The organism is Pseudomonas sp. TE3552, assembly GCF_056278945.1.
This window is the reverse complement of record NZ_JBWBQJ010000001.1, coordinates 3,958,596-3,974,962: the sequence shown is the minus strand read 5'-3', so window position 1 is coordinate 3,974,962 and position 16,367 is coordinate 3,958,596. Positions and strand designations below refer to the sequence as shown.

At 57.3% G+C, this 16,367-nt stretch carries 17 protein-coding genes and 2 pseudogenes; 14 read left to right on the top strand and 5 right to left on the bottom strand.

Features of this window, described 5'->3' with window-relative positions; all coding sequences use genetic code 11:
* The first annotated feature begins 51 nt into the window (after positions 1-51).
* The 9 genes and pseudogenes from ACZ9BB_RS17895 to ACZ9BB_RS17855 all read left to right on the top strand — a co-directional run bounded on the left by ACZ9BB_RS17895 (position 52) and on the right by ACZ9BB_RS17855 (position 7,220).
* Entirely contained in the window at positions 52-960 is a 909-nt protein-coding gene (locus tag ACZ9BB_RS17895; protein ID WP_476214954.1) for a LysR family transcriptional regulator, read from the top strand.
* A gap of 176 nt (positions 961-1,136) precedes the next feature.
* Positions 1,137-2,330: a CaiB/BaiF CoA transferase family protein gene (locus ACZ9BB_RS17890; protein ID WP_476214952.1), complete on the top strand. Its 1,194-nt coding sequence runs from the start codon at positions 1,137-1,139 to the stop codon at positions 2,328-2,330.
* Positions 2,327-3,253: a hydroxymethylglutaryl-CoA lyase gene (locus tag ACZ9BB_RS17885; protein WP_476214950.1), complete on the top strand. Its 927-nt coding sequence runs from the start codon at positions 2,327-2,329 to the stop codon at positions 3,251-3,253. Before ACZ9BB_RS17890 ends, ACZ9BB_RS17885 begins: the two co-directional genes overlap by 4 nt.
* Positions 3,254-3,341: 88 nt before the next feature.
* Positions 3,342-3,704: pseudogene (locus ACZ9BB_RS17880) on the top strand (MFS transporter); the annotation flags it as partial.
* Positions 3,705-3,797: 93 nt separating this feature from the next.
* Entirely contained in the window at positions 3,798-4,214 is a 417-nt protein-coding gene (fos, locus tag ACZ9BB_RS17875; protein WP_476214948.1) for a fosfomycin resistance glutathione transferase, read from the top strand.
* Positions 4,215-4,278: 64 nt separating this feature from the next.
* A complete protein-coding gene (locus ACZ9BB_RS17870) occupies positions 4,279-4,917 on the top strand; it encodes a LysE family translocator (protein ID WP_476214946.1) in 639 nt (212 codons plus the stop codon).
* A 103-nt stretch (positions 4,918-5,020) separates the two neighbouring features.
* Entirely contained in the window at positions 5,021-6,370 is a 1,350-nt protein-coding gene (locus ACZ9BB_RS17865) for a sensor domain-containing protein (RefSeq protein ID WP_476214944.1), read from the top strand.
* 116 nt (positions 6,371-6,486) lie between these two features.
* On the top strand, positions 6,487-6,642 hold the full coding sequence (locus tag ACZ9BB_RS17860; protein WP_476214942.1) for a stress protein: 156 nt from the start codon (positions 6,487-6,489) through the stop codon (positions 6,640-6,642).
* Positions 6,643-6,716: 74 nt separating this feature from the next.
* The gene (locus ACZ9BB_RS17855; RefSeq protein ID WP_476214940.1) at positions 6,717-7,220 is read left to right on the top strand and encodes a DUF4142 domain-containing protein; all 504 of its coding nucleotides are present in this window, start codon (positions 6,717-6,719) and stop codon (positions 7,218-7,220) included.
* A 44-nt stretch (positions 7,221-7,264) separates the two neighbouring features.
* Here ACZ9BB_RS17855 and ACZ9BB_RS17850 read toward each other — a convergent pair whose 3' ends face one another.
* The gene (locus tag ACZ9BB_RS17850) at positions 7,265-7,675 is read right to left on the bottom strand and encodes a low affinity iron permease family protein (protein WP_476214939.1); all 411 of its coding nucleotides are present in this window, start codon (positions 7,673-7,675) and stop codon (positions 7,265-7,267) included.
* A gap of 546 nt (positions 7,676-8,221) precedes the next feature.
* Positions 8,222-9,610 (bottom strand): amino acid permease, encoded by a 1,389-nt coding sequence (locus ACZ9BB_RS17845; RefSeq protein WP_476214937.1) that lies wholly within the window; start codon positions 9,608-9,610, stop codon positions 8,222-8,224.
* A gap of 200 nt (positions 9,611-9,810) precedes the next feature.
* On the opposite strand from ACZ9BB_RS17845, the gene ACZ9BB_RS17840 reads away from it, so the two are divergent.
* Together ACZ9BB_RS17840 and ACZ9BB_RS17835 are read left to right on the top strand one after the other, a co-directional pair.
* Positions 9,811-10,335: an Lrp/AsnC family transcriptional regulator gene (locus tag ACZ9BB_RS17840; RefSeq protein ID WP_476214935.1), complete on the top strand. Its 525-nt coding sequence runs from the start codon at positions 9,811-9,813 to the stop codon at positions 10,333-10,335.
* Positions 10,336-10,350: 15 nt separating this feature from the next.
* A pseudogene (locus ACZ9BB_RS17835) lies at positions 10,351-10,482 on the top strand (group II intron reverse transcriptase/maturase); the annotation flags it as partial.
* 114 nt (positions 10,483-10,596) lie between these two features.
* Here ACZ9BB_RS17835 and ACZ9BB_RS17830 read toward each other — a convergent pair.
* Both ACZ9BB_RS17830 and ACZ9BB_RS17825 read right to left on the bottom strand, forming a co-directional pair.
* On the bottom strand, positions 10,597-11,136 hold the full coding sequence (locus ACZ9BB_RS17830; protein WP_476214933.1) for an AidA/PixA family protein: 540 nt from the start codon (positions 11,134-11,136) through the stop codon (positions 10,597-10,599).
* Between the two features lie 126 nt (positions 11,137-11,262).
* A complete protein-coding gene (locus ACZ9BB_RS17825) occupies positions 11,263-11,766 on the bottom strand; it encodes an inclusion body family protein (RefSeq protein WP_008074518.1) in 504 nt (167 codons plus the stop codon).
* A gap of 441 nt (positions 11,767-12,207) precedes the next feature.
* Here ACZ9BB_RS17825 and ACZ9BB_RS17820 point away from each other — a divergent pair, with 441 nt between their 5' ends.
* The 3 genes from ACZ9BB_RS17820 to ACZ9BB_RS17810 all read left to right on the top strand — a co-directional run bounded on the left by ACZ9BB_RS17820 (position 12,208) and on the right by ACZ9BB_RS17810 (position 15,667).
* Complete coding sequence (locus ACZ9BB_RS17820; protein ID WP_476214931.1) at positions 12,208-12,537, top strand: YXWGXW repeat-containing protein; 330 nt, start codon at positions 12,208-12,210, stop codon at positions 12,535-12,537.
* Positions 12,538-12,608: 71 nt separating this feature from the next.
* Entirely contained in the window at positions 12,609-13,379 is a 771-nt protein-coding gene (gene tam / locus ACZ9BB_RS17815) for a trans-aconitate 2-methyltransferase (protein WP_476214929.1), read from the top strand.
* Between the two features lie 161 nt (positions 13,380-13,540).
* Positions 13,541-15,667 (top strand): TonB-dependent siderophore receptor, encoded by a 2,127-nt coding sequence (locus tag ACZ9BB_RS17810; protein WP_476214927.1) that lies wholly within the window; start codon positions 13,541-13,543, stop codon positions 15,665-15,667.
* A gap of 133 nt (positions 15,668-15,800) precedes the next feature.
* On the opposite strand, the gene ACZ9BB_RS17805 is transcribed toward ACZ9BB_RS17810, so the two are convergent.
* The gene (locus ACZ9BB_RS17805) at positions 15,801-16,148 is read right to left on the bottom strand and encodes a hypothetical protein (protein WP_476214926.1); all 348 of its coding nucleotides are present in this window, start codon (positions 16,146-16,148) and stop codon (positions 15,801-15,803) included.
* Positions 16,149-16,367: the final 219 nt, after the last annotated feature.

Below are 16,367 nucleotides of genomic sequence, written 5' to 3'. Positions count from 1 at the left end.
AAACCGCGCTATCCTGCCGGCTCAGTCGAACCGAAGTCATCGAGCCCTGCCATGCTGCAAAAAAGCCTGATCCGCCGCCTCGACCTGATCACTCTCCAACTGTTCGTGGCCGTCCACGAAGAGGGCACCTTGACCCGTGCCGCCGCTCGCGAAGCGATCGCGGTGTCGGCGGCCAGCAAGCGCTTGATGGAACTGGAGGAAGCGCTGGGCATCAGCCTGTTCGTGCGCCAGGCCAAGGGCATGACCCTGACGCCGGCCGGTGAGACCCTGCTGCATCACGCCCGGCAGATGCTGTTCAACGTCGAGAAAATGAGCCTTGAGTTGGGCGAACACAGCCACGGTGTACGCGGTTATGTGCGGATGCTTGCGAACCTGTCGGCGATCATTCAGTTCCTGCCCGAAGACCTGCGGGACTTTTCCGCACGCCATCCGCAGGTCAAGACCGACCTTGAAGAACGTCCCAGCAGTGGGGTGATTCAGGGTGTGCTCGATGGCGTGGCGGACCTCGGGATCTGTTCCAGCGACAGTGACGTCAAAGGGCTGCACAGCGTTCTTTATCGCCAGGACAAACTGGTCGTACTGATGCCGGCCGATCATCCGTTGGCGAGTCGTTCGGCCCTGGCGTTCGCCGACACGCTGGACAGCGATTACGTCGGTCTGCATTCGGCCAGTTCCATCAACATGCGCACCCATGCGGCCGCGCGCAAGGCCGGCAAGGTACTGAGGCTGCGGATTCATGTGCCAGGGTTCGATGCCATGTGCCGGATGGTCCAGGCCAACATGGGCATCGGCATCCTGCCGCAAAAGGCCTACGAACTGTTTGGCCGGGCGTTGGGTTTGCACGCGGTGCCGCTGACCGATGACTGGTCGGATCGTGCGTTGATACTGGTGGTGCGTGATGAAGCGGCGCTGTCGCCGGTGAGCCGGATGTTGTTTGAGCATTTGCGTGGTCAGGCCTGACCGTTCTCTATTGGATGGGTGGGCCTCTTCGCGGGCAAGCCTCGCTCCTGCAGGGTTTTGTGTGTCTGCCAGGCATTCGCATTTCGCGAACGGTCGTTGCCAACTGAAGGTTGGATTCCTTGCCCCTCGCTCCTCTAGCCTTGGCGCATATTCCAAGAACAAGAGGTACCCCCGCGATGACTGCCCCCTTGAGTACAATCAAAGTGATCGAGATCGGCACACTGATCGCCGCGCCATTCGCCGCGCGCATGCTCGCCGAGTTCGGCGCCGACGTGATCAAGATCGAAGCCATGGGCCAGGGCGATCCCTTGCGCAAATGGCGCAAGCTGCACGAAGGCACTTCGCTGTGGTGGTACCTGCAATCGCGAAACAAGAAGTCCCTGGCACTGAATCTCAAATCCCCCGAAGGCATCGAGCTGGTCAAGCAACTGGCGAGCGACGCCGATGTGCTGATCGAAAACCTGCGCCCTGGTGCTTTGGAGAAACTTGGCCTGGGCTGGGATGTGTTGCATGCCCTTAATCCCAACCTCACATTGGTGCGCATTTCCGGTTACGGCCAGACTGGCCCATACCGTGATCGTCCGGGTTTCGGGGCCATCGGCGAGGCCATGGGCGGGATTCGCTACACCACTGGCACCTCCGGTTCACCACCAGCCCGAGTGGGCGTGAGTCTCGGTGATTCCCTGGCTTCGTTGCATGCGGTGATCGGTGCGCTGATGTCGCTGCTGCGGGTCAAGACCGGGCAGGGCGGCGGGCAGGTGGTCGATGTGTCCCTGGCAGAAAGCGTGTTCAACGTGATGGAAAGCCTGGTGCCGGAGTACGACATGCTTGGTCATGTTCGTGAGCGCAGCGGCGGGGCATTGCCGGGCATTGCGCCCTCCAACACCTACCTGACTGCCGACGGCGCCTACGTGGTGATCGCCGGCAACAGCGACCCGATCTACAAGCGCCTGATGGCGGTGATCGGCCGGGTCGACCTGGCCGAAGCGCCAGAGTTTGCGCATAACGATGGCCGCGCCGCCAAAAGTAGTGTGCTCGATGCAGCCATCACCCACTGGACCAGCAGCCTGCCCATCGATGAGGTGCTATCGGCTCTGGAAGCCGCCGAAGTCCCGGCCGGGCGCATCTATTCGGTGGCCGACATTGTCGCCGATCCTCACTATCAGGCGCGGGGCATGCTGCTCAACGCCGAACTGCCCGGTGGCGCCACGGTGAAAATGCCGGGCATCGTACCGAAATTGTCCGAGACCCCCGGTGGGGTGAACTGGTCGGGGCCAAGCCTGGGCCAGCACACCGACGGCATCCTCGCGGGGCTGGGCCTGACTGACCAAGACATCGAACGCTTGAAAGCTGAAGGGGTGGTGCAATGATCACTGATTATTCCCAGACGCTGATCGTTCAGGAAGTTTCCCCGCGTGACGGCTTGCAGATCGAGCCGACCTGGGTCGAAACCGTCGACAAGATTGCGCTGATCGATCAGTTGTCGCTGGCAGGCTTCAGCCGCATCGAAGCCGGTTCGTTCGTTTCGCCCAAGGCCATTCCTGCGTTGCGCGATGGCGAGCAGGTGTTCAAGGGCATCGCCCGACGGCCGGGCGTAATTTATGTCGCATTGATCCCCAACCTCAAAGGCGCACAACGAGCATTGGAGGCGGGGGCCGATGAGTTGAACCTGGTGATGTCCGCCAGCCAGACCCACAACCTGGCGAATATGCGGATGCGCTGCGAGGCGTCACTGGCGGCGTTTGGCGAGATCGTCGAATTCGTTCGTGGTACCCAGGTGCGGCTCAACGGCAGCATCGCCACGACCTTCGGCTGCCCGTTTGAAGGCGGGATCGATGAGGACCGAGTGCTGCAGATTGTTGACGCCTACCAGGAACTCGGGATCAAGGGCATTACCTTGGCCGACACCACCGGTATGGCCAACCCGCGTCAGGTCGAGCGGCTGGTGCGACGGGTATTGCAACGGGTTTCGCCGGCTGATCTGACCCTGCATTTCCACAACACTCGTGGCCTGGGGCTATGCAACGTAATGGCCGCCTACGAGGCCGGTGCACGGCGCTTCGACGCGGCCCTCGGCGGCCTTGGTGGTTGCCCGTTTGCACCGGGTGCCTCGGGCAATATCTGCACTGAAGATCTGGTCAACCTGTGCGATGAAATCGGTATTCACACCGGCATCGATCTGCCGTTGTTGCTGAAGTTGTCCCGAGGGTTGCCGGCACTGCTGGGTCACGAAGTACCTGGGCAACTCGCCAAGGCCGGGCGTAACTGCGACCTGCACCCGACGCCTTCCTGACACACCGAACAACCCCCTGTAAAAGCCACAACGCACCAGACAACAAAAACAATCGGGCTCCCACGGGAAGTCCGCCTGGAGAACTACTATGAGCCTGAATGTACTGGAGGCGGGTGCGAGCCCGTCCGTTAGTCACGACGCCGAAAAAGCCCTGGTCAGCAAAGTCGCCTGGCGATTGATGCCGCTGATCATGGTCTGCTACCTGTTCGCCTTTTTCGACCGCATCAACATCAGCTTCGCCAAGTTCCAGTTGCAGGCTGACCTGAGTCTGAGCGACACCGCTTACGGCCTCGGCGCCGGGCTGTTTGTAGTCGGTTATGTGATCTTCGAAGTGCCGAGCAACATGATGCTCTACAAGGTCGGCGCGCGGCGCTGGATCGCCCGGATCATGATGTCGTGGGGGCTCGCGACGGCGGCCATGGTCTTCGTCAATAGCGAATGGCAGTTCTACTGACTCACAGCCAACAACCCCCCAGCGGCTATACGCTCAAGGACGTTTAAGTTGTACGCTCCGGTCGGAACCAGCCTCAAGGTTACTAAACCCATGCTAACCGGCCTCAACCACCTGACCCTTGCCGTCACCGACCTGAACCGCAGCGTGGCGTTCTATCACAATCTGCTGCAACTTCAGCTGGAAGCCACGTGGGACAACGGTGCCTATCTCTCGCTCCCCGGTCTGTGGCTGTGCCTTTCTGTCGATCCGTTGCGCGAGCCCGGGCCTGCCGCCGACTACACTCATTACGCTTTCACTATCGGCGCTGCGGACTTCCCGTTGTTCGTCGAACACCTGCGATCTGCCAACGTGCGGGAATGGCGGGACAACCGCAGCGAAGGTGCGTCGTTCTATTTTCTCGATCCGGACGGGCACAAGCTTGAGGCTCATGTCGGGGATCTGGCGTCGCGGCTGGTGGCTTGTCGGCAACGGCCGTATGCGGGGATGAAGTTCTTCGACGATCAATGAGTCGATGTTCGCAGGCCTGGGATAGACTTGCGCCCATTCATCCGGCGTTTCAACAGGAATTCCCATGACTGCATCGCTGCTAATGGCCGTTCTCGCCTCGGGCTTCATTTATGGCATCACGCCGGGGCCGGGTGTGCTGGCGGTGTTCGGCATCGGTGCGGCGCGCGGGCGGCGGGCCGGAGCGGGATTTCTGTGCGGGCATTTGTTGGGCGACGTGGTGTGGTGCAGTACGGCGCTGATCGCGATTGTCGGTGCGCGGGAAATCGGCAGCACCGCGTTCGATGTGTTGGGCGTGCTCAGTGGGCTCTACCTGTTCTGGCTGGGCCTGCGCGCGGTTCGCGCTCGTCGCACCAGTGCCGAGGTGCCTCAGGGGCCGGCACGACAGCCGTTCTGGCACGGCATCCTGTTCGGCCTGACCAACCCCAAGGCTTACCCGGTGGCGGTGGCGACGTTTACTGCGCTGCTGTCCAGCCGTGCAGAGTTGCTGCATTGGTCGATGCTGCCATGGTTGATCATCCTGAGCTTCATTGGTGGCCTTTTGGCCTACGCTATTCTCATAGGCATCGTCGGAGCGCGTCGGGTACGCACGTTGTATCAGCGTCATGAACTGGCGATCACTCGGTTGTGCGGGGTAATGTTCATTGGTTTTGCCATCAATGCCCTGGTGCATGCGCTGCCGGGGCTGGTGACGAACAAGGCTTGAGGCTGATCGCAGGGACGCGTCGGCAGCACAGTCATCGCTCGGGCGTATGACCGGTCAGGGAGGGGTATTCAATGTTGTATTGTCCGGACACGCTCTCTGCACCATGGCAACCAGAAATTCCGCGCCACTGGCGAGCTACATCGACCTCTTGCTGGACGCCGTCTGTGCGGTGGACAAACAAGGTCGCTTCGTATTTGTCAGCGCGGCCTGCGAGCGCATTTTCGGTTACACCCCCGATGAGCTGATCGGCCAGCCAATGATCGATCTGGTACATCCCGCCGACCGACAGCGTACCCTCGATGCCGCGCGGGAGATCATGGGGGGTGAGCCAAAACTCAACTTTGAAAATCGTTATCTGCGCAAGGATGGCCAGGTGGCGCACATTCTCTGGTCGGCGCGCTGGTCGGAGGTCGATCAGTTGCGCATTGCTGTGGCGCGCGATATCACCGAGCGCAAACAGGCAGAGTCCCGGCAAGCGGCGCTGTATGCAATCTCCGAAGCAGCTCACGCGGCGGAAGATCTGCTGGCGCTGTTCAAACGCGTCCATTCGATCATCGGCGAATGGCTCCCAGCGTTGAATTTCTCCGTGGCGCTGTATGACGAGCATTGCGCACAGCTGAATTTTCCCTATCACGTCGACGTCCGTGAACTGCAACCCGAGGAGCCCGGGACCGTGACCGTGCGTCTTTGCAGTGAAGTAATTCGCAGCGGCTTGCCTATTCTGCTGACCCCGGATCAGGACAATCCGCCGGCGGGATTTGCGGCGCTGGTCGCAGGTAAGGATTCGCCCTGCTGGCTGGGCGTGCCATTGAGTTCGCAGAACGGCACCATCGGTGCGTTGATCGTCAAAAGCGTACCGGGCGGCGAGCGCTATACCGAGCAAGACAAGGAGCTGTTGCAGTATGTTTGCGCCCAGGTCGCGACCGCTATCGAGCGTAAGCAATTGCACGTCAGGCTCCAACGCATGGCCCAGTACGACCAACTGACTCAGTTGCCCAATCGCGAATTGCTGCGCGAACGCCTCAAAGCTTCGCTGGCACTGGCCCGGGCAGATTCAGGACGAATGGCGCTGTTGTACGTCGATCTTGACCGCTTCAAACAAGTCAACGATACCTTCGGTCATACGGTCGGCGACATGCTGCTGCAAGCGGTTGCCAATCGGCTCAAGGGTTGTGTGCGTGAATCCGACACGGTGGCACGCATTGGTGGTGATGAATTTGTCGTGTTGTTGCACAGCATCCACGCCGCGGAAGACGCCGAGAATGTGGCAGGAAAAATCCGTCAGGTGCTGGTTCAGCCCCTGCGCCTGGACGGGCATAACCTGAACATCCAGCCGAGCATTGGCGTCGCACGATTCCCTGAGCATGGCACCGAGGAAAAACAGCTGTTCAGGCATGCCGATGAGGCGATGTACGCCGCCAAGCGCCAGCACCATTCACGTCTCGGGGTCTGAAAATCCGTCACCGTTCGTCGCGGCGTTGCCAGGTTTTCTAAACCTTTTTGGACATGGAAATTCATATCCTATGCGGGCGGCTGCTCGCTGTGATCATCACCAAGAGGATGAGAACCATGCCTACTTCAAAAAATCCGAGCCCGGGTAGCGCCATCGATCGAACGAAGGTGTCTGAAGCCGGTCGCAAAGGTGGGAAAACTACCACGACAACTGTTGATAAAGACCCTGCCAAAGGCGGCATGGGCCGTAAAGGCGGTCAGAAATCCCGGTAATAGGTAAAGTTGGTTTTTGTTTAATAGACGGGGGCGCGAGCTCCCGTTTTAATTTCAAGAAGGAGGGCGCGACCATGAGCCGGATGGCCACCCGTTTACGCAATGCCAGTTTTGCCACGTTGCTGGGCCTGTGCGCCAGCAGCGCCTTTGCCCAGTCTCCTGCCGAATTCGTCAATGAGGCGTCGGCCCAAGGTATGGCTGACATCGAAGCCAGCCGCCTGGCGCACCAGAAAACCGAATCCAAAGAGGTCAAGGATTACACCATCGTGGTGATCAACGACCGCACCACCGCCAACCAGCATTTGGCGAAAATTGCCAAACAACTCGATTTACCGGTCGCGCCACGCGAAGAGGTGGTCGACAAGGCCAAAGCCCTGATGCCGGAGATAAAGGACAATACCTCTTTCGATCAGGCGTACGTCGACAGTCAGGTGAAAACCACCCAGGAAGCCATCGAGCAACTTCAACAACAAGCGCAGACCACAGACGTGCCGCAAATCAAAGCCTTCGCCGAAGAAACCCTGCCCAAACTGCAAAACCAACTGCAAATGGCCAGGGCGCTGCAAGCCGGTCGTTAGTCAGCCGGTTGCACGGGTGACATCGGTCACCCGTGGGGCATGGATCAGCGTTGGTTCGAATCCTGATTCTTTGTTTCCGGGACGACGGTACCGTCCAGGTCAATCGTTTCCCCCTCGCCGAGGTGGCGATACTTCTTTCTCAACGCTTCCAGTTGATTGAGGTCCAGCGATTCGAGCCCCAGCATCGCGTTCTGCGCTTCCTTCGTTACCCGCAGCAACTCGTCGACCTTCAAGTGCAAAATGTCCGTATCGCGGTTCTGGGTGTTCTGGATCAGAAACACCATCAGGAAGGTGATGATGGTGGTCGAGGTGTTGATGACCAGTTGCCAGGTATCGTTGAAATGAAAAATCGGCCCACTCAGGCCCCAAAGGAAAATCAGAATGATCGCCCCTATGAAAGTCCGGGGTTGGCCGGCCCACAGGGAGAGTTTCTGTGCAACTTTCGCGAATTTCATTGCCGTGTTCCTTACCAGGATGCGCCTGATTTTCAGACAGCATGGGCATGATGAAAATTCGGTTGGACAATGCTTGCTGCCTGACAGTACCGACGGCACCAAGTCTCCGGCGTCTCCGGCGTCTCCGGTGCGGACACAGGAAAAAGGGGCGGATAAGCAGTGAATGAGTGATGCCGGGCTGTGAGTTGATCGCTCGTGCTCTTAATAGGAATGTGGTCTATGGCTTGCTGCGCCTGGAATCTTTGATTGGAATCTTTCTTTGTGCCGGTTTGTCTCTAGTATCAATGGCAGTCAATTTGCCAGCATGCAAACACACGGATCGACATCAAGTAAGAGGTCACTCATGGAATTTTTTGAGAAGTTAGCAAGTCTCGCCGCGAAGGTTCGTTTGCAAAGCGCAAGTTCTGTTCGCTTTGATAAAAACAGGACAAATGAGGTGAGGATTGACAGGCGAATGCAATCAGGTGCGTAACTGGAATGCAGTTTCGCACCTGAAAACTATTGGAGGTTGATTGACACTCCAAAGAGACCTGACGAAATGCTGGATTAATGCAATAACGAGCGGCGCCTCGCATAGGCGAAGTAGATCACCAGGCCAATTGCCAACCACGCCCCAAATGCCAGCCAGGTTGTCTGCTTGAGGAAGGTCATCAAGGTTACGCAGAACGCGATGGCGAGCAATGGAACAATGGGCACGCCGGGGCATCTGAATGCGCGAGGAAGATCAGGTCGGGTCTTGCGCAATACGATCACTGCCACCGAGATCAGACTGAATGCGGCCAACGTACCGATGTTGATCAGCTCGGCGAGGACGTTCAGCGGAATCAGTGCCGAGATCAGCCCGAAGACTATTCCGACCATCCAGGTGGCGAAAAATGGGGTGCCGAATCGTGTATGAACCCTGGAAAGGCGCTGGGGAAGCAGTCCGTCGCGCGACATCGCGTAGATGATCCTGGTTTGACCGTAAGCCATAACCAGAATGACAGTCGTCATGCCAACGATTGCGCCTAAATCAACGAACCCGGCAACCCAGCTTTCACCGGCATGTTGCAACGCCAATGAGACCGGATGATCAACGCCAAGGAATTGGGCATAGGGCACGATGCCGGTCATGATCATTGAAACGGCAACGTATAACACCGCACAAACGGCCAAGGAACCGATAATACCGATGGGGAGGTCACGCGCCGGTTTTTTCACTTCTTCGGCGGCAGAGGAAACCGCATCGAAGCCAATAAAAGCAAAAAAAACCAAGGCCGAAGCACTCAAAATGCCATGGCCACCGAAGGGCGCGAAAGGTTGCCAGTTAGCCGGCTGAACATGTCGCACACCAACGGCGATGAAGAGCAGCACCACGGCGATTTTGATGATCACCATCACGTTGTTTACGCGCGCGGATTCCTTGATGCCCATGGAAAGCATCCAGGTAATTGCCAGCATAATCACCAGCGCGGGTAGGTTGAACCAGGTTTCCACACCGGGCAAAGAGCCTGGCGCCGCCGTAAGCACAACCGGAAGATTCAGCCCAAATCCGCTCAGCAGGGACTGGAAGTAACCCGACCACCCAACAGACACAGCCGAACTGGCCAGTCCGTATTCGAGCATCAGATCCCAGCCGATCATCCAGGCCACCAACTCTCCCAGCGTCGCGTAGCTGTAGGTGTAAATCGAGCCTGCTACCGGTACAGATGAGGCGAACTCGGCATAACAGAGCGCTGCAAATGCACAGGCCAACGCCGCTATCAGGAATGAAAGCATGAGGGCCGGTCCCGCAGTCAATGCGCCGGTTCCGGTCAATACAAAGATGCCCGTCCCCACGATTGCACCGATACCAATCAGGACCAAATCCATCGGCCCCAGCACTTTTTTCAACCCGGCAGGAGCTCGGGCAGCAGCAATCATTGCGTCCAGGTCTTTTGTTCTGAAAATGCTCAATATTGCCTCCGTTGTTACTTATTTTTATTGTCAGAGCCAGTGGCTTGGGTGTCGGAAATGACAAGAAATTGTATTTCAGTGCCTCGAAAATTAGTTTTCGAAACGGGTCTGTATTTAGTTATTTTTCAGTCGTTAATTATCCAAAATGTGTTCTTTATGTAATTTTCTTTCTAGTATTTGTAGTTTCTAGAAATGGATGCTTGATCAAGGACCTGCGGGATGGGGCCAATCGCCCTACCGCGTACATTGTTAAAGGGAGAGAACACATGGCGGAAATGGATAAGGTTGATCGTTCAATTCTGGAAATTCTGCAAATGAATGGTCGCCTGACGAACGCCGAGATCGCCGCTCGTGTTTGCCTGTCAGCGCCAGCCTGCTGGAAGCGCCTGAAGCGCCTGGAAGAGGAGGTGATTGTCGGGTATCACGCGCACTTGAACCCAAAGACCATAGGGCTGGGACTTTTTGCTTTCATCAGCGTCACCCTCGATAGTCACTCCGAGGAAGCCATGGAGCATTTCGAAGCGGGCGTTCTGGCGCTGCCCAACATTACTGCCTGTCACAAAGTGTCGGGGAAATACGACTACCTCTTGCAGGTAGTCGTCAAAGACATGGAGGCATTCCATGAACTCGCCATGCATCGCATACGTACGCTCGGCAATATCAAGGAAATGTACACCGGTTTTTCGCTCAAGGAGATCAAGCACTGCAATACCTTGCCACTGTAAGTGCCTGGACTTGCTCGTTTCGTGCGCTCTGCCGACGACGCGAACGTTTACGTGCGCAGTCGTCGTGCGGGTGAACGAGTGATGGCCGGCGTCGAGTGCTTCTTGAATCAGCGCCTGAAACTGACGCTGAACCGGGAAAAGAGCCGGGGATACGATAACTCGGCTTAATCGCATAACTTGAACCGCCGTATACGGATCCGTACGTACGGTGGTGTGAGAGGACGGCGGCTGTGAAGCCGCCTCCTACTCGATAATCTCTATTCACGCCGACAGCGTCACCTCAGTCTTCCAGCTGAAATACCCGAGCGCTTCGCAGCGCTGGTTGATCAGCATGAAGCTCAGTTCACAGGTTGCCACGCCCGTGCTCAGTTGCGAGCACTCCCAATAATGATCATCGGCCTTGTGGCTGCCCGGCTGATTCGGGTTGGCGGGGTCGGGCGCGGGGACGGTCTGGTCGCCGTGGACGATCAGCTTGGGCGGAGAAAGTATCCCGGTATCGTCCACCGTGATGTTGTGGAATACCACGCTGTGTTCGGCCAGTAAACTGACGGTCCTGCCGCGAATATGAAAGACTTTTCCGTTGTTGGTGGTCAGTGTGATTTTACTGTCATTTTTAACATTTTTTGCTGCTGATGTAGCGCTGATGCCGAAGATGAAACCATCTTCAATCACGGTCGGCTTTTGCGGGTCAAGGCTGGGTTGTGGATAGCGGGAAAGCAGCGATTCGGCATCGACAACCAGCAGCACGCTATTGGCGGTCACGGTACTCGCCGAAGGGGGGGTAATCGGTTCGGAAGTCATCATGGATTCCTTTCATGATGTTGACGCAATACGGTAGCCGCTTCGGTTTCAAGCAAGACATCCTGTTCCAGCCGAGGCGGCAACGGACTGGGGTGACCCCTCGTTGCCAAGGGGTCGATTCCATCATCAGTTATGGATGGAAATGAACGGGTCCCACGAGCAGCAGCCGATAATCTGGCAGTTGCGGTCGACGATCAGGAAGTTGAAGTGGTAGGTCACACGACCACACGCCAGGGTTTCCGAGGACCAGTAATGGTTGTCGACTTTCTGGCAGCTAGGCACTGACGGATTGCTGGTGTTGGGGACTGCAACGCACGCGGTAGCGCGGCGCGGTGAAGGTGGGGAGATCAGCTCGTTGCCTGCGTTGCCGATGAACTTGTAGAAAATTACGGCGGTTTCGAAGCTCTGGGACAGGCTGGTTTCACGCCAGCGAATCAGATCGCCAACCTGGGCCTTGAGGTCCAGCTCGCCACCGGCCTGGCCGCTGACCACGTTATCCTGATTGGTGACCATGTAGACGTGCTTCCAGTCGATCAGAGTCGGCGAAGCAGGGTTTTTGCTGATGTTCGGGTAGTTTTTCAGAATGGTTTCGGTGTCGATCGAAACAAGTACATCCGTGACTCGAGACATAGTGAAGCTCCTTTGAACATAGTGATTACCTGGCTACCTACCAGGTACGACAACGCTTGTTTGCCTTGCGGCCGTTGCGAACACACTACTGGGGAACCCACTCGATCACGGGTACGAGCTGGCCTTGCTCCTTGCCTTGAAATGACGGGTTGGGTTCCTTCCAACAGGCCGCGATAGGACTATAGATGTCATTTTTATACTGTCAAAACTGCTTTGATGGTCGGTCGACGAACGGTCATTTCGGTTATGGCTTCCTACGATTTGGCGATAAAAAAGGCTCATCCAGATCCCCTGTGTTTTCCGATCGCCAGTGATCCGGGTTCAGGGAATAGACAGACAAGACCTGTTAAAAAAGCAGTGAACCAGGCAGGAGCATGGTGGAAAAGAGGGGCGTTTTTTTGCTGGTTCACTCAACTTGGCTTTCAAGCCAGAGGAGGCGGCATGTTGTTACGTTACATGGTGTTGCTAGCAGTGGTGGTTACCGCCGCGGGTTGTGTGCAGGAACGGGTCGTTCATGACCGGCGTCCGGTGCAGCGTGAATATGTTGAGGTCATCGCACCGCAGCCGCCGCCGGAACGCGTTATCGAGGTAGAGCCCGCGGGGCGACCGGGTTACCTCTGGTCCAGGGGGTACTGGCGTTGGGAAGGCGGGCGTTATGTCGCGGTTCATGGCCATTGGGTCCCGGAGCGACCGGGGTATCGTTATGTGCATCCGCACTGGGAGCAACGTAACGATGGCTGGCATTGGCGGGTGGGGGCGTGGGTTAACTGACGCGGACGATGTATCGTAGCCAACCGGTTGTCTGCCCCTGGCTACAACAATGCACCCGACAGGAGAGCGATATGAGTTGGTCCGCCAAACAATACGTAGCTTTCGAAGATGAGCGCACGCGCCCGGCGCGTGACTTGCTGGCCGCCATCCCTGCGGTGGACGTCCGTTCGGCCATCGACATCGGTTGCGGCCCCGGCAATTCGACCGAGTTGCTGGTGCAGCGTTTTCCCGATGCCGCGGTGCGTGGGTTGGACAGTTCGACCGATATGATCGAGGCCGCCCGCAAGCGCCTGCCTCAGGTACGTTTTGACACCGCTGACATTGATACCTGGAACGAGACCGGCCCGTTCGATGTGATTTTCGCCAATGCGGTGCTGCAGTGGGTGCCGGATCACGCCAGGTTGCTGCCATCTCTGGTGTCCCGGCTCGCTCCCGGCGGCAGCCTGGCGATCCAGATGCCCGATAACCTCAACGAACCGTCGCACCGGTTGATGCGCGAGGTCGCAGCGAACGGTCCTTGGGCTGACAAGCTGGCAAGGGCTGCTGGCCAGCGAACGGAAATGGAGGATGCAGATGGTTACTACTCGATGCTGCGTGCCCACTGCACCCGCGTCGATGTGTGGCGCACCACTTACTATCATCCGCTCGCGGACGGCGCATCGGGCGTGGTCGAGTGGTTCAAGGGCAGCGGTTTACGGCCTTTCCTTGAGCCGCTGAATGAAGCGGAGCGGATGCAGTATCTCAAGCAGTATCTGACGGCGATCGAGCAGGCCTATCCGGCACTGAGCGATGGCTCGGTACTGTTGCCGTTTCCGCGGTTGTTCATGGTGGCGACGCGCTGACGAACAAAGGGACACGCTTGGTCGATTGTCCCATTGGTGGGTTTCGTGAAAGTATTCAAATGCGAATACGTATCAAAGGCTAACGATACGGTATATCATGCGCCGCAAATTATTGGCACGTATGCCGTCTCATTTGGCCTCTCCACCAAGGTTCATCATCAATGCGTCGTACTCTGATTTCTATCTGTGTGCTCCAGGCGTTTTCTCCGTCTACATGGGCAGAGCAAGCCGCTACGGAAAAGACCAGTCTGGAATTGCAAGCGACCGACATCATCGGTACGACGGACTATGAAACAGCACAAGGGCCGGTGAAGGGGTATCACGCAATACGGTCGGCCAGTGCGACACGAACCGACACTGCGATTCACGAAACGCCACAGTCCATTAGCGTGGTGTCCAAGGATGTTGTAGAGGACATCGGTGCAACTCGCCTTCAGGACGCACTCGATTATGCCGGCGGAGTGGGGCGGGCTAACAACTTCGGTGGTCAGGGGCTGACCACCTTTACAGTGCGTGGATTTACCACCGGAGAGTTTTATCGCAACGGTTTTCCAATCAACCGTGGTTATCCGAACATGCCTGACGCAAACACCATCGAGCGGCTGGAGGTGCTGCGCGGCCCAGCGACCATGCTCTACGGTCGAGGCGACCCGGGTGGCACGTTTAACGTGGTCTCCAAACAGCCGCTGGCTGAGCGCTCCGTCACTCTGGGGAGTCAGCTCGATGACCAGGGTATGCAGCGCGGTACGCTGGATGCTTCTGGCCCGCTCGACGAAGAAGGTCGTCTGGCGTATCGCCTGAATGTGGTGGGCGAGGGCGGGGAAACCTTCCGTGATCATGTCGAAACCGAACGTTATGGTGTGACGCCGGTTCTTTCCTGGCAGGCCAACGACGACACCAAGGTGATTTTCGAGGGCGACTTCATGCGCAACAATCACCCTCTGGACCGCGGTCTGACGCGCTATCCGAATCAAATTGGCACAGCGTCTCGTGACACCTTCTTCGGTGAAAAAGACGCGGGCAAATTACACAACGACAACAACATGGCGCAGCTGCGGTTCGAGCACCTGCTAAGCGATAACTGGACATTGGGTGGTGGTTTTCAATGGCTCGATGGCACCTTGCAGGGCAACGCAATTGAAGCCAATGGTGTTGCCGCTGATGGGCGCACGTTGGGTCGTAACTTCAGCTACCGCAAGCTGGAGTGGACGGACAAAGACACTCAACTGAACCTCACCGGGCATTTCTCCACGGGCGGCTTCGAGCACACGCTGTTGACCGGTGTCGAGTACGAGGATTATGACTACAAGTCCATCATCCAGCGCTCCAGCGGAGCGGTCGGCGCCTATTCGATCGACCTCTTCAATCCGGTGTACGGCCAGCCGCGTCCAGCCTTGACCCGTACCCCGACCAACGACAAGGAAAACCTCAAGACATACGCAGCCTTCGTTCAGGATCAGGTGGCGTTGACCGAGCGTTTAAAAGTCTTGGCGGGCGCCCGCTTCGAGCGTTTTGAGCACGACTACGAAACTTTTGTGCCGGGTGGCAGGAGCTGGGCTGCGAGCGACAATGCGGTGACGCCGCGTCTTGGGGTGATTTACGATCTCACCGATACGGTAGCGGTGTATGCCGATGCAGCGCGCTCCTTCAAGCCCAATACGGGGGCCAGCCGTCAGGGCGGAGGTTTTGAGCCGGAAAAAGGCAAGTCTTATGAGATGGGTATCAAATGGGAAGCCCTGGATCGCCAGTTGAGTGTTGATGCGGCGATATACCAGATTGAAAAACGCAACGTCCTCACCACCGATCCTGTGGACTCTACATTCAGCGTAGCGGCCGGTGAGGTGCGCAGCCGTGGCTTTGATCTGAACGTGGCCGGCAATCTGACTCCAGAGTGGCGAGTGATTGGCGGCTATGCCTATGTCGATGCCGAGGTCACCAAGGACAATGTGATCCAGTCGGGAACCCGGCTGATGAACATTCCGCAGAACAGCTTCAGCCTGCTCAACGTCTACGAGTTCCAGGATGGCACTTTCAAAGGGCTAGGCTTGGGTGCGGGTGGTAAGTACGTCGATGAGCGTGCGGGCCAGACCACTAACACGGCGTTTTCGATGGGCAGTTACACCGTTGTCGATCTGCTCGGTTTCTACAAGGTCAATGACAAGGTCAGGCTCAATCTCGATGTGAAGAACCTGTTTGACCGTGACTATGAAGAAGGCGCCTTTGGCAATGTCTATGCCTACCCTGGTGAGCCGAGAACAGTTCAGGTCGGTATTTCTTACACGCTCTAGCCGATCTTCAAGAAGCGAGCCTTTCAAGGGGAATGCCAGTCAGTCAGGCTGACTGGCATTTTTATTTCCAGGCGGATACTTCGGGGATTCAAGTCTGATGGCCCGAGGATCGATCAGGCAGGGCATGGTGTTGCTAAAGCAACTGGTCAATCATAACCGCGTTGGTATAGATCACGCTGCCATCGCTCGCTCGATGCCCGACCAAATGGAACTGACCGCGCTCGTAATCGTGCTCTTTATGTATATAGACGCGCATTTGGCAATCGGACAAGGGGCCGTATCCCTCTGGCAAGACCAAATCCATTGTACTCATGTCGACGTCGACCATGGCTTCACGCTCATGGGTCTTCTGCAGGCGTTCTTCAGCTTGCTCCAGACGCAGATGGAGGGGGCCGTCGACGTAAAAATGGATCTCACCAACCGGGATGGACTTCTGGTCGGGACTGGGCTTGCACCAGCCTTCGAGCGTCAGGGCACTCATGACAAAACCTCCATCGTGGACTGCTGGACTCGGCGGCGCTTGTCTCTTTTTAACTCAACGCCATCACTGATCTGACTACTACGCATAGGCAGGGGTTCGTTTTTTTCGGCCGCTGCTGGCCGATCTCTGCCGTCCGTAATCTGAAATTGAGTATAGCTGGCAACCGGACCTCGCTTGCCCACCTCACGGTCCAGCCCGATGGCTCTATACTTCTTACTG